General features: G+C 50.2%; 15 protein-coding genes. 2 read left to right on the plus strand and 13 right to left on the minus strand.

What is annotated here, in order from left to right:
• Nucleotides 1-11 precede the first annotated feature (11 nt).
• From ACQSGY_RS01370 to ACQSGY_RS01390, 5 genes are all read right to left on the minus strand, one after another.
• Nucleotides 12-254 (minus strand): hypothetical protein, encoded by a 243-nt coding sequence (locus ACQSGY_RS01370; protein ID WP_427050377.1) that lies wholly within the window; start codon nt 252-254, stop codon nt 12-14.
• 58 nt (nt 255-312) lie between these two features.
• Complete coding sequence (locus ACQSGY_RS01375) at nt 313-1,431, minus strand: SU10 major capsid protein (RefSeq protein WP_427050378.1); 1,119 nt, start codon at nt 1,429-1,431, stop codon at nt 313-315.
• Between the two features lie 74 nt (nt 1,432-1,505).
• Nucleotides 1,506-2,165: a scaffolding protein gene (locus ACQSGY_RS01380; RefSeq protein ID WP_427050379.1), complete on the minus strand. Its 660-nt coding sequence runs from the start codon at nt 2,163-2,165 to the stop codon at nt 1,506-1,508.
• 79 nt (nt 2,166-2,244) lie between these two features.
• Nucleotides 2,245-3,081: a phage minor capsid protein gene (locus ACQSGY_RS01385; protein ID WP_427050380.1), complete on the minus strand. Its 837-nt coding sequence runs from the start codon at nt 3,079-3,081 to the stop codon at nt 2,245-2,247.
• Entirely contained in the window at nt 3,081-4,640 is a 1,560-nt protein-coding gene (locus ACQSGY_RS01390; protein ID WP_427050381.1) for a portal protein, read from the minus strand. Before ACQSGY_RS01390 ends, ACQSGY_RS01385 begins: the two co-directional genes overlap by 1 nt.
• A gap of 72 nt (nt 4,641-4,712) precedes the next feature.
• Here ACQSGY_RS01390 and ACQSGY_RS01395 point away from each other — a divergent pair, with 72 nt between their 5' ends.
• Entirely contained in the window at nt 4,713-5,072 is a 360-nt protein-coding gene (locus ACQSGY_RS01395; protein ID WP_427050382.1) for a hypothetical protein, read from the plus strand.
• Nucleotides 5,073-5,080: 8 nt separating this feature from the next.
• Here ACQSGY_RS01395 and terL read toward each other — a convergent pair whose 3' ends face one another.
• From terL to ACQSGY_RS01425, 6 genes are all read right to left on the minus strand, one after another.
• The gene (terL, locus tag ACQSGY_RS01400) at nt 5,081-6,550 is read right to left on the minus strand and encodes a phage terminase large subunit (protein WP_427050383.1); all 1,470 of its coding nucleotides are present in this window, start codon (nt 6,548-6,550) and stop codon (nt 5,081-5,083) included.
• Nucleotides 6,551-7,705: 1,155 nt separating this feature from the next.
• Nucleotides 7,706-8,086, minus strand: a complete 381-nt coding sequence (locus tag ACQSGY_RS01405; protein WP_336120395.1) for a phBC6A51 family helix-turn-helix protein — start codon at nt 8,084-8,086, stop codon at nt 7,706-7,708.
• The gene (locus tag ACQSGY_RS01410) at nt 8,086-8,766 is read right to left on the minus strand and encodes a hypothetical protein (protein ID WP_427050384.1); all 681 of its coding nucleotides are present in this window, start codon (nt 8,764-8,766) and stop codon (nt 8,086-8,088) included. The genes ACQSGY_RS01405 and ACQSGY_RS01410 overlap by 1 nt, the downstream gene beginning before the upstream one ends.
• Nucleotides 8,767-8,847: 81 nt before the next feature.
• On the minus strand, nt 8,848-9,087 hold the full coding sequence (locus ACQSGY_RS01415) for a hypothetical protein (RefSeq protein ID WP_427050385.1): 240 nt from the start codon (nt 9,085-9,087) through the stop codon (nt 8,848-8,850).
• A complete protein-coding gene (locus ACQSGY_RS01420) occupies nt 9,087-9,296 on the minus strand; it encodes a hypothetical protein (RefSeq protein WP_427050386.1) in 210 nt (69 codons plus the stop codon). The genes ACQSGY_RS01415 and ACQSGY_RS01420 overlap by 1 nt, the downstream gene beginning before the upstream one ends.
• Before the next feature lie 345 nt (nt 9,297-9,641).
• A complete protein-coding gene (locus tag ACQSGY_RS01425) occupies nt 9,642-10,304 on the minus strand; it encodes a hypothetical protein (protein ID WP_427050387.1) in 663 nt (220 codons plus the stop codon).
• A gap of 595 nt (nt 10,305-10,899) precedes the next feature.
• Here ACQSGY_RS01425 and ACQSGY_RS01430 point away from each other — a divergent pair.
• Nucleotides 10,900-11,355 carry a hypothetical protein gene (locus ACQSGY_RS01430; RefSeq protein ID WP_427050388.1) on the plus strand — a complete coding sequence of 152 codons (456 nt, stop codon included), beginning with the start codon at nt 10,900-10,902 and terminating at the stop codon, nt 11,353-11,355.
• 37 nt (nt 11,356-11,392) lie between these two features.
• Here ACQSGY_RS01430 and ACQSGY_RS01435 read toward each other — a convergent pair whose 3' ends face one another.
• Both ACQSGY_RS01435 and ACQSGY_RS01440 read right to left on the minus strand, forming a co-directional pair.
• Nucleotides 11,393-11,887 (minus strand): hypothetical protein, encoded by a 495-nt coding sequence (locus tag ACQSGY_RS01435; protein WP_427050389.1) that lies wholly within the window; start codon nt 11,885-11,887, stop codon nt 11,393-11,395.
• A 206-nt stretch (nt 11,888-12,093) separates the two neighbouring features.
• The gene (locus ACQSGY_RS01440) at nt 12,094-12,288 is read right to left on the minus strand and encodes a hypothetical protein (protein ID WP_427050390.1); all 195 of its coding nucleotides are present in this window, start codon (nt 12,286-12,288) and stop codon (nt 12,094-12,096) included.
• Nucleotides 12,289-12,296 lie beyond the last annotated feature (8 nt).

Below are 12,296 nucleotides of genomic sequence, written 5' to 3' on the forward strand. Positions count from 1 at the left end.
CACACCTCCGTTTATTTTGCGGAGGACGTAGCGTTAGCTTTGCGCTTAGTAGGCGTGGGAGCCTTAGCGGCTTTGTCGTCTACTTGCGCATGTTCCTCCGATTTCTTTCCGTCATCTACTCGCGTGATCCATAACGGAGTCAACGAATCGAGTAGCGTAATCTCTTTCGCGTCTTCCGTTTCGTATGTTCCAAACGCCGTAAATTCAATGCCGCCGGAAATTACGTAATGCGGCGCGGCCTTATACTTCGCCACTTTGCGGTCACCTCCGTTTGTTTAAAGGGCGACCGAAGCCGCCCGTATGTTGTTCCGATTAGGATACCGATGTGCTGATGTTTTCGAGGATCGCGATTTTCTCGCCGGCATTTTTGACAGTTACGCCATACTCACCGCGGATTTGACGCGCAACGAAGTCTGCACCTGCGATAGATGCGTCCATATCTTGAACCGCACGTCCATTCAACGGGTCGATAGACAGGATCGAGCGATCGAACATCGCGATTTTATTTTTCGGGAAGTTCGGATCAACGATGACTGTCGCAACGGAGCCGCCTACGATATCAGACACAAACGTTTGAATCTTGTGACCAGTAGTCGTATCGGTACGCTCAGTGCGGATAGTGTCGCTCGCAAACTTCGAGATTTGACGCGCACCGGCAGTATTCGTAAGGATCGTGTTAACGGAGCCGCCGCGTTGGTACACTTTTTCCGCCAGATTGTTCAGCAATGTAGGCGTGATCTCACCGCCTGCTGCGTTCTCTTTAGCTGCGCCTTTCTTATCAGCGAAGTAGAGCAGACCGCCTGTCATACGCGGAGTTCCTGGAGCACCGTCGATACGGCGGCCGTAGATCAACCAGTCGTTAAGCTCGCGCTGCAGCTCTTTCAGACGCAATTGGACTTGGTAGTTCAGCTCGTCGTCAACGTTGTAAGTGCGGACTGCTTGTTGCGTTTTGGATACCGCAGCATAGCGCTCGATAATTTGCGTAACGTTATAGTCCACGTAACGGTCGTGTCCTTCGTCTACGCCAGGCAGTGCGCCTTCCAATTGCGGACGCGCTACGATACGAATTTCGTCACCTGCGCCGATATCTGCGGCAGTTGTTCCGTCGAATCCGCGGACAACCGTGATAACGTCGCCAGCAACCGCGGTAACTTTCAAGTACTCTTCGCCGGCAACCGCAACCGCATTAACGCGGAATTTCAGACCGTCACCTTCCGCGACTGTGATCGATGTTGCAGACGCTACTGCGGCAGAAGCGGCAACCGCGCGGTTAGAGTTCAAAGAGTCAGACATCCATTCAAATTTCGTTTGATACAGCGGCTTAGTTCCGAGGCCGATCAAACCGAGCAGCGTCGGTTCGTCGTCGATAATAAGAGAGATACCCGCTTCGAGCTGGCGTACTTGGTCCTGGAAAGAGTAAGTTTTCAACATGTGTTTGTTTCCTCCTTAGATTTTGGAAAAGTGGGCATAGAAAAAGGGCCTCGGAATTTATCCAAAGCCCTGAATTACTTGCTTAATTTGTTTGATAGTTCGATTACTTTCGCGAAATCCTTCGATTTCTTCGCATCGCTCAATTGTTGTTCGAGCGTCCTACGTTCGTCATCTCCCGGATTCGGCTTCGCATCACCAATCGGTTGCGGTTTCTTCGGCACATCGACGAGATACGGTTTATTCGTTAACAGCGCCTTAACTGCGTCCTCTACGCCCACAGGATTATCGTTTTCATCCACGCTAACTGACGTCAGGTTAGCGAGCACATACGCATCCTCAAGCGCATCAGCACGCACGTTCAATTCGCGAGCTACCGCTTTGAACTCCGCTTTGATAAGGCGCTGGTTAGCGGCTGTTAGTGCGGCCTCTTTCGCCTGTTCCGCTTTCTGCGCGCGTTCCAGAGCTTCGGCCTTCTCGGCTTCGAGCCGTTCCGTTGCGGATAACTCCGCTTTCTTGCGATCCTCTTCCGCCTGCTCAAGCGCGGTCAATTTCGCTTTAACATCGTCATAGTCTTCGCGTCCTTTGCGATCTCTTGCGAGGCGATCCCGTACGATTGCGTCGAGTTCTTCTTGCGTAAATGTCTTCGTCGGCGCTGGTGGCTGCGGATCAGCTTGCGGTTCTTGCGGGTCCTCTGCGAAAAGTTGCAAATTCATCGGATACTTAACGTTTTTCATGTCGCTTCCTCCCGTTTAAAGCCCGTCGGCTATAGCATCCGTATCAGTTTAATGTCGTGTACGTTCGGACTAATTTGCGTCAGACGATACTTTCCGGATTTCTAATTGGACTCAATACGTGTCTGCAGCGCGGATGAAAAATTTCACGGCGTGGCAGATCGCCCACATACGGATAATCTCCGGGGGCATCTGGCGTTAACTTGACGATTCGGCCTTCGTAATTGCGGCACGCGTCTTTGGCGCCATGACTCGATATCTGTGCGTAATAAACTCCGCGGCCGATCGCCTCATTCGTCGTTGCATCTCGGTGCGCCGCATTCATTTTCGTTCGGGTTACGGTGTCGACGTAGACTTCCGGCCTCCAGCGCCGCCCCGCGCTATCAATAATGCCTGTATCCGTCGCCTGACCGAGCGTCTGTTTAATCCGCGCCAATATATCGGCATTGATCGTGCGGCGACCGTTGATCCCCGCGGCCATATTAGCGCGAAATGACTCTGCGGTTGCTTGACGGACGGCCGTGCGAACTCGTCGGTCGATGTTTTGGGTAACCGCAAGCAAGTCCGCCTGAGTATCCGCAATGGCCGACGCAACAAGCTCGCGATTGATTCGGTTAAACTTAACGATTTTCTCCGCCTCGACTAGTGTACTGGCAACGCCGAGTTCGACGATTGCTCGCGCTACTCCATCCGTCGCGGCCTTCGGAATATACTCCGCAACCCAGGCGGCTGACTCCGCATTAAGGTCACGCAAAATAGCCGCTACTTCGGCGAGTGCGACCTTTGCATGTGCGCGGGATATGTCGGACAGGTCTAAGCGCGCTAATTCCGTTGCTATTGCGAGGATGGCGCGCTTATATGCGGTGACCAGGACGTTGATGTCGCGGTCATAGTTCGGATCAGGTATGCGCGCTGCCATTACGCTACAACCTCGTTAAATATCGTACTGCCGACCGTCCCGTTTACGCGCTTTTCGTCTTCGTCAATACGGCGGATCATCTCTTCCGCGAGCTTATCGTCAACTCCATCAAGGTATTTGACCGCGTCACTAACGGACATCGTCGGTTTAGCACCGGTTCTGATACTCGCAACCTCTGCGGCTTCTTTCTCATCGCGAGGCAATCCATCACGCCAGTTAATACGCGGATAAACAGGTTCGTACGGTTCGAAGTTCGGAACGCCATCATTCGCGTAATTTTCGAGCTGCATGGCCGTCCAAATCGCGTCGCGGAGTGCTTTATCTACGTGAGCACGAATCCGGTTGACCTTCGCCAAGATCGGCATAAACCGCGCTTTGATTGCGCCGGAATCCGTATGTGACGTACCTGTGCCGCCTTTGTCCGCGGCGAGTGTCGTACCGAATAGCCACTGCGGCGTTTCGCTCATCTGATAAACGAGTCCGAGTAGGATATCGAGCTCTTTAAACGCGCCCTCAAGCTGCGAGTTCCACGTCATATATCCCGGAGTTACGTCATCTTTTTCTAGCGGAATCCACTTGCCGCCAAGTCTAACAGCGTCGTCACTGTCTTCGTCAATATCGGGTCCATATGCGGTCGGATCGCTATGTTTCCAGAGGATATAATCGATCTGTACGAGACGGTCGTTAATCGCGGCCAGAACGCTCTCCAGCTTCTCAATTCCGCTGATACCTTCCCAACGGTCATCCACGCTCTTATACGGAATGTGATGGACGAGTAAGCGGTCTGTCCCCGTTGCAACTACGTCATTATCGCGCCCAGTTGGGACGGATTCTCCGATTGTGAACGTTGCTATTGGCGCGCCCCACTCGGTATTGACGGATTTATCTTCGAGTTTGAATCGCTCGTAGATGATGTATCCGGGAACGTGACGCTCGACTACGAGATACGGCGTGTAACTACGGTCAATTCCGGAGATAAACCGCACAACGCGACCGTTCGGCTCCTCAACCCAATCGATCCACGCGATGTTGAACGCCTTGAACTTCTTGCGCGAGCCTTTTGACAGTTCCGGAAAGACGATATTAGCCGGGACAGCTTCGATGATTGGCTCTAACGCGGTTTCGGGCGCTTCAAGGCCGAGTTCTTCCGTCTCACTGACGTCTGCCCGCGCACCGAAATACGTTTTCAAGTACGAATCTCCGCGAAATCCACCGCCGATAACAAGTTCGTGCGTAGCTTGGACTAAATCGTTCTCCTCAACGATGGAATCAAGCCGTTCCTGCTCTCGGCTGCCTGCGCCTGTACCGCTTTCGAACGTCGGCGGCTCTCCGGTAAGCAAATCCGCAGGCTTCGTAAGCAAAATGTCCATCAAGTTAACCGCGATGAATAGCGTCTTTAGTTGCGGAGCGTGCGGCGTATCCTGCAGCAGTGACGATGCGCGATCGTAAATTTCCGGGTGGCGTCCGTCAAATATGATCCTTCCGCGTTTATATCGGGCAAGGCGTGGGATATCTCGTTCTGGCGGATATTGCTCGCCTGTTGTAAATAATTTTGTCAAATAGGAACCCTCCCCTCTAAGTCTGCGTATTACTTATGTGTCACCAACTACATAAACTGGAGGTATGATTGTATGGATTTAGCAAAGCAGTTCTCTGATATTGCTTCTTTGGTAGGCAAGATTGACGAGGCAAACAAGGAAAAAGAAAGAGCTCTTCACGATAAAATAACCAAGGAGAATGAGCACATTCAGTCATTAAGGCAAGCGGTTGAAAGGCTGAACCATTATGCTAGTGACCATATACACTTTATAAGTGAGTTTAAAGAAACAGCGAATGGTACAGTAGTTTTGTTTGACCTAAAATTTGCTAAAGCATCTATCAAGGTCAGGGAATTACTGACATCAATTGAGAACTCAACGGATCGAGTACCAGACTACAAAAACATAATATTAGACTTACTCAAAGAGAAATTAAAAGAACAAGTTAAATAACTATAAGATCAAAGGCCGCGCGGTTTGTTCCGTACTTTCTTACGTCCTGTTTTCGCAATGCTAACGGCCATTTCTGCCGCATCTATGACGTCATCGTGGCTTCCGGTTCCGTAGTATTCGAATTGTTCAAGTAACAACGCATGTCGCTTCGAAAATTGAATAGCGCCACTCTCGATATCCGGGAGTAGCGCTTCAATACGGAGCTCTTTACGGCTTCGCTGATGTATTTCCTTAACGCGAGTGCCTGCCGGGTATCCCGCAGCTCTCAGCGCCTCTTTTAGCTTCTGCACGAAAAACTCCTGCGCCGCCTGCGCCTCTGCTGCGATCGCATTCGGTTGATACCGCATGACCTTTTCGACGATAACGCGGATAAACTCGTCAGGTTTAACGCGTTCCCCATACGCATCGATTACGTATTTCGTACCGGTCTTCTTATGCCGCGCGATCGTAACAATGGCTGAATAGTCGCCGCGCTGTTTACCCATCGCAAAGTCCACGCCGGTATAGACGTCAAATACGTTAGGTGGCGGTGGGTACTGCGTTAACAATTCCTTGATCTCCGCGCTATCCCAATACGTAAATGACTCCGGATTAAACACCATCGACTCTTCATCGACCGGGTTATTCTGGTATTCCGTATTAAACGCTTTGCTTCCGTTATCCCACTTGAATTTCATCAAGCGCCATATCGGCTGTGCTTCCGGCCACAATACGATAGCGCCGCGATCCATTTCCTCGCGATTCATCTCGTAAAGCTCGAGCGCATCCTTTATCCGCGCCTCTTTCGGTCGATCCGGGTCTTTGTAAACGAGTCGACACGCTTCCCACAAATCCATACGCTCAGGCCATTCAATAACGGCGCGGTAGATTTTCGACTTAAAGTCCGCGCGATTATAAAGCACGTCAACGAGCAGCGCTTCGTGATGGACCGTCGTTCCCATGTAAACGAATGCGGTACGCTTACCCTTCGGATCGCCGAGCGGTACCACCGTTTGAGCGAACCAATCGCGCAGCTTCTTACGCAAGTCCGGCGTTGATGCGTTACCGCCTGGCCGCGCATCCTCTAAGTCGTCACATACGATTAGGTCCGGCCGCACACCGTTCCAGTTACGTCCACGGAGCGCCTGGCCTGTTGATGCCGCTTCGACTTTCGTTAGCAGTTTCTTCGTACCGTCTTCGCGCGGCTCCCACGCAATAAACTCCGAGCTGTTGTCCTTCGGATTTTCTTGTTGCTTCGGACTCAGTAACGGACCGAAGTCTGCGCGCAGTTTAACGTTGCTTTTAAGCTGCATCGCAATCCAATCAAGGTTACCGGAGCTGACCGTAGGTGTGTCGGAGATGATAATCTCGTACCGGCGCTTCCTATACGCGATCTCCCGCAAAGGGAAGCCCTTGGATAAATACGTTGATTTAGCGTGAGAACGAGGCGCCGCAACCGCGACCTTATCGTTTGTCGTAACGTTGGATACATCGTCCATTATCACGGCAATTTCACGGTGAAATATAGGCGCTAGGTCCGCGTCCGTAATATCGAAGCCGTCCCAATTTCCGTCATTGCCGGGATTCCGCGCTTCTGAAAAGTATTCAAGCGCAAACTCGATCAAGTCCGTTTCGCAGCGGTGTATACGTTCCAGCCGCTCATACTCCGCTAGCTGTGCGTCAATCTCCGCCGCGTCATCCGCTGAAAGGGAGGCGATCTCATCGCTGTCGAGTTCGTCAACCACGTCTAATAGCGCGGACAGCTCGTTTAACTTAGCCGCGCGCGCTTCTCTTCCGATCCATTTTCCGTTAGTCCATGCGATAGATATCGCCTCCCTTCGTAGTTACGTTGAAATAGCGTGAAATTAGTGTGGATTTACCGTGTTTAGGCGCTGACCCTACCGGACACACTCCGAATAGGTGAATCGCGCTAATTTCACGGTGATTTTACGTGATTAGACAGCGGATCAATCTTCCGACAGCTACCGCGCATGTTAATACCGCCAATACAACGGCCAAATCCGTGAGTTCGCGTTTGATTCGAGCCATACCGCTTCGCCTCCGTAAAGTCCAAACGTTTATTTTGGCGCGCCGATTTTAAACGTACCTGATGCGCCCGCCGACGCAGGCCCCCTTGGGGGTCACGCAAACACCGCCGCCCCTCTTCGCAATCACTGCGCCTTGGTCCGTTTATGCATTCGCGTTGTATAATCGTAATGATCCCGTTTAATCACGGATATGCACGGACATGTGCACAAAAGTCAGATTCTGAACACAAGTCCGCTCCGCAAACCCGCGCCCCGCCTGCGTTAGTGACCGATGCATAAACGTGCCTTATACATCGCATATGCATTTCCAGTTATTAGCGCGTACAACCCGCATTCCTACGCGGATTATGCCCGTTAGTAGCTGGAAGGTTATGCGCTTATTTCCCGACCATTACCGCGCCTATTATACGGGCAATATACAGCGGAAAATAAGCGCTATGTATAAACCGTCGCACTGTAACGTAGTGAAGCGTTGATGTGCGCTGAAAGTTTCGGAGAGGGTGCGCGGGACGGTCGCGTTGTAGGTTATAGATTCGCATGTGAACCGCTATGCATCCGTAGCCCACCGCATCCCTACTATATACGCGCGCACGTAGAACGCTCACTTCACGCATCCTTCCCTTTCGCTCTCTTAATCCGTTCCCTCAACGCATCAATATCGACATCTCCGCTAACCTTCGTCTCTACTTCGACCTTATCCGTCAGCATTCCGTTCACCTGCAGTAGTAGCTTCGCTGCTGCTGCGTTATGGTCCGTCAGTACCGCGTCAGTTAGCGATTCCATTACTTCCGGCAATCTTGCGGTTGTCTGGCGCACAATCTCCTTCTTCAACTCACGGTCAAATAGCGGGTCCTTCAACCAATCATAGACGGCGCGCCTACTGACGCCAGCTTCCGTAGCTATCTGTTCCATCGTCAGTCCACCGCGTTTAGGCTGCGCGAGATACTGTATTGCGATCGCATGGTGTGTTTCGATCCTTTTCAGCATTAACTCACCTCACTTAGTTCAATTGGATTCTCATAACAGAAGTAAACATAGAGGACATATTCTTCTCTAGTCATTTCATTTACCGCTGCAAGTATGTCGACCGCAAGCCAGAAGCGCGTTAAGTCTATATCAGTACGTCCTTTAACCCACTCAAAAGGGTTCTTTGCCCCCTTAGACAGGTTCAATGTCTCTTTAAGGGGGATCATATTTCCACACCAGGTGCCACCATGTCCTGTGTCTAAAGCTATAAAGTGGTCAAGGTGGACGTTATCGCGGCTCCCAGAAAGTGCGCATCCGTCAAATACTTCGAGAATGATAACGCGTTGTCTGTCGGTATAGTCATCACGTAAGCTTCTTTTCATTGCGCGTCTGCGTTGATGATTGACTGCGACACGTTCTTTATTATCTGTTTTCCACCTACGAAGTCGCTCGCGGTAACTATCTGCATGCTTAGTTCGGCTTCTCTTCGCCATATCGCGTACTTTGTCTGGGTTACTCTCACGCCAATTACGTTCCGCATTCCGTCGCTTATCCGGATTATCTGTGTTGTACTTTCGGCTCAGTTCCGCAAGACAAGTTTTACAGCGAGACTTCCGACCGTCTTTTACGTTCTTTTGCACCCCGTATTGATCAAACGTCTTAAACTCTCCGCATAACTTACACGCTTTTCCTTCCACCATTCTTACGTCCTCCTTCCGTTAATTTAGCGCTAATAACGCGCCTTCCTACGCTCAGGCAAGGCGTAAGATAGACGCGCTAATTTAATCGATACTTACCGTGATAACCGCCGGTCCTTTAACCTCCGCACAGTCCCGTCTATGTCCTGTGGAAAAGGTTATTCTCGCAAGTCCTTCGTTTGAAAGGAAGTACGTATTAACGCCATCTCTGCGGCTTAATTCCGCTTGCAAATCACGCGTACTTACCGTTGACAAATTCTGTCTAAGATCGTCCGGAGTAAGTGCCATTACGTAACGTCCATCTTCGAGTTCAACTGCGCGCATTACTTACGCCTCCAATCATTAATGTCATCGATCCACATTACGATAATAAAGAGCGCCGGCACATACGGTATAAACGCAATGTATCCGAGACTCTTCTTTACCTCTACGAATCCATTACGTGACTGTATAGCGTTAGGAATGTACGCGATTAATACGACAAGTACTAACGCAATATGAACGCCTAGTATAACGAATAGTACGTTTAACATACGCTCACTCTCCGTTCGCTTAGCGTAGTGATACTAGCGCGTCGCTGCGCTCCTTACTCCGTCGCCTGTCGGCTCCGGGACAAAGTTAATCCGCGCTATTCAACATGTTCACAAGGACAGGTTTTCATGTCCGAAGTGTCGGGCTGATCTTGCCCGAATTCCCTTGTCTCGCTGTACCTCGTATACTTAACTGCGCGGCTGTTTTTCGCTCTCTAAAGACTAAGAATAAATTTGACCCCCTAAAACGCGCAAACCCTTGCGGCAGTAAGGCGGAGGTCACTTTTTTCGTGTTCGCGTTTTTACCGATAAGAGGCCGATTTTGTTCGCGTTTTTACCGATAAGGAATTACGAAGACCGTTTTGCGAAGTTATTTCGGATGGAAAACATCTCGCGAAGTGTAGCGTCAGGCTGTCCGGATTTGCGGTAGAACACGAATGGATTGATCTTGTAATAGCGCGATGTCCCGTATACGACTTCGGCAAATACGTACTGATCGCCGAATCGCAAGTTACGCAACTTCGTATATACCGATTTCTCCGTAACGCCCGTCAGCCTGGCGATATCCTCTTTCGTAAGCGGCAACGTATTTTCAACGCTGTGCTCGTAAGGATTCGCGCAGATCGTATTCGTCTCGAGATGAACGTGCGGAAGCAACTTGTACACGAAGCCGAGGTCCTTAGCGCTGACCTCCGTATACAGCCGTTTAACGCGCGCTACAAACGTCTTAATGACCGTTGTATTGTCCGTTTTACCCTGGAAGTGATAGCGCGGATTCAGGCGGTATTTATCGCCGTCCTCCTCGATCACGCCGACCTCCGTTGTCTCCCGTAAGAAGTGGTGCAGCGTAGTCCGGCCGATCCTAAGCGTACGCATCATATCCTCGCGGCTCATTGCGGTTTTGTCCGGATTCTCTAGTATCGCGTCGTAATTAACGAAGCATTGCAAATAAAGAAGGTACCCGCAGTGTTTATCGGATACCCTCTCTATGACTTCGTCAATATTGCGCATGTTCGTTATCGTAAATTCAGCGGACTTGCCTACCGCTTTAACTTTTGCGTAAGATTCTCGTTGTGCTGCGGTTGAAATGCGGTCGCCATCGGCTAATACCGCTGTACGTTCGTAGATTTCGCCCGTTTCCGGGTCAACTAGGCGCTTAATTTCGGCCAATAATATCGTCTCCTTAGCGTTGGATTAACGTAAGGGCGTGCGGAGTATACCCGCATCATTCGTAGCCTTAGCGTGGTGGAAAAGTACTCTCCCCTTATTGCCCGTAAAGTAAGGCAAAAGTTCACGTTTTTAGAGGATTTATTTAGTATATCATCGAATTATTTTCGTAAAGGAGGCGTTAAGCATACGCAGTTTACATACAAATACGGAATTGCTGGCGACCGCGCTGCTTCAGGTCCGCGTAATGATCCGTGAACAAGACCGCCAGATAGCGGGCTACGGCGGTCTGATCGAGCGTTAAGATAGGCAGTACATATTACGTACGCGGAGTATACGAATTTGAGGCGGAGGAATTAACGTGACAGAAAAATACCAAGTAGGCGCGCCATTTCCGAAAGATAACGAAGCGCCCGGAGTCGAGCGTTGTACCTCGCGTTTGACCAGCGCAAGCTTTGACGTGTTGTACTACATAAATAGCGCGACAAACCGCGAAATTAGGACGTTCAGGGACACGTTACTGCGATTACACGTATGGATTTACGAGGATATTCCGTTTATTACCGTATCTTACCTTGGCGAAGACTGGACTTATGACGTAACACTGACGGTAGCTACGCGGGACATGAAAGATGTCGCATCAGCGTTTGTAAACGGAGGGGGAAACGTAGTTACGCTATGCTTAATTGACGCGCAGACTAACGTTATTCGCGCGATAAGGACGTTAGGACTGCCGGAAGACGCGATGAAGGCGATTAAGGACGCAGGCCAGGCGCAGCTAGAGCGCTACGAAGATGAATCGGAGGTACTTGCGGTTGTTAACGCCGTCTATGAACGGATGAGTACCGTCGATGTCATTGCGCGCGGGACAGTTTACGAGTTTAAACGGAAATAAAGACGCAAAAAGGGCCGGATTATCTCCGGCTCACTTTTCAAACGAGTATATCCCACTTAGCGCGAATTACCTCATCCGCAGATTTCGGGTTATCCGATAGATAGTGATAGTAAGATAAGATATTCGTGATCGCTTCCTTGAGGTCTGAGTATACCTCTCTCTTATAATCGCTAGACTTTTCATGCTCATAAGTTTGGTAAATATATCCACTGTTATCCTGTTTAACTTCTTCGATATAGTAATTGTGAAGCCAGAAACCTCTACGAAGATTAGTGTAAAATGATGTAACTACGTATTCAACGTCTATCCCTAACTCACTAAGTTCTTTGCTTATTTCTTCTGCTTGATCGATAGAACGAGTAAGCTGATCACGATGCTCTGCTTCTATCTCTTCCTCCGAAGTTGCCCACATGCTCCATTCGTCAGTCTCCAGCTTCTTACCGCTGAGTATTCGGTTTCTCTCTTCTATTTCAAATCCCCGTATATTTTCCCATACGCGCATCTTTCCGTATACATCTACACTAATACCCATAACGTTCTCCCTAAAGTCCGGCGCCTTCTCACGCCCGCAACTCACTATTTCTACGTCATTCTCACAAAGACCTGTCTGCGCGATAACTTTACGTAAATCAACGCGCCTTTTCATCCGACACCGCCGCTGTAACCTCGACCCATTCTCCGCCCGCCACCCGAATATAACTCCGCCCACCCTCACGCTTACCTGCCGCAAAAAACCGCTTATTCATCCGCTAATACCTCCTTACGCGCGTCGTTTAGATTACGTATCTTCGCTATTTTTTGCGCGGTTGTGTAGTCCGCTTGATTTACGATAGAGTCGACGATACCGATGAATGTTGCGGAGATTAGCGATATACGATCCGCTTCGTCCGGTGCGATTGCATAAACGTGCTGCAGCAGGATTGACGCGTACATCTCTTTGC

Origin of the sequence: Paenibacillus sp. TC-CSREp1 (genome assembly GCF_050171015.1) — a bacterium.
Taxonomy (GTDB): domain Bacteria; phylum Bacillota; class Bacilli; order Paenibacillales; family Paenibacillaceae; genus Paenibacillus; species Paenibacillus silvae.

Bases quoted from the DNA above. Each gene is read 5' to 3' on its own strand.
- ACQSGY_RS01420 (WP_427050386.1), bottom strand. From the start codon at position 9,296: ATGTTAAACGTACTATTCGTTATACTAGGCGTTCATATTGCGTTAGTA.
- ACQSGY_RS01385 (WP_427050380.1), bottom strand. From the start codon at position 3,081: ATGGCAGCGCGCATACCTGATCCGAACTATGACCGCGACATCAACGTC.
- terL (WP_427050383.1), bottom strand. From the start codon at position 6,550: ATGGACGATGTATCCAACGTTACGACAAACGATAAGGTCGCGGTTGCG.
- ACQSGY_RS01425 (WP_427050387.1), bottom strand. From the start codon at position 10,304: ATGCGCAATATTGACGAAGTCATAGAGAGGGTATCCGATAAACACTGC.
- ACQSGY_RS01440 (WP_427050390.1), bottom strand. From the start codon at position 12,288: ATGTACGCGTCAATCCTGCTGCAGCACGTTTATGCAATCGCACCGGAC.
- ACQSGY_RS01380 (WP_427050379.1), bottom strand. From the start codon at position 2,165: ATGAAAAACGTTAAGTATCCGATGAATTTGCAACTTTTCGCAGAGGAC.
- ACQSGY_RS01375 (WP_427050378.1), bottom strand. From the start codon at position 1,431: ATGTTGAAAACTTACTCTTTCCAGGACCAAGTACGCCAGCTCGAAGCG.
- ACQSGY_RS01395 (WP_427050382.1), top strand. From the start codon at position 4,713: ATGGATTTAGCAAAGCAGTTCTCTGATATTGCTTCTTTGGTAGGCAAG.
- ACQSGY_RS01405 (WP_336120395.1), bottom strand. From the start codon at position 8,086: ATGCTGAAAAGGATCGAAACACACCATGCGATCGCAATACAGTATCTC.
- ACQSGY_RS01410 (WP_427050384.1), bottom strand. From the start codon at position 8,766: ATGGTGGAAGGAAAAGCGTGTAAGTTATGCGGAGAGTTTAAGACGTTT.
- ACQSGY_RS01435 (WP_427050389.1), bottom strand. From the start codon at position 11,887: ATGGGTATTAGTGTAGATGTATACGGAAAGATGCGCGTATGGGAAAAT.
- ACQSGY_RS01415 (WP_427050385.1), bottom strand. From the start codon at position 9,087: ATGCGCGCAGTTGAACTCGAAGATGGACGTTACGTAATGGCACTTACT.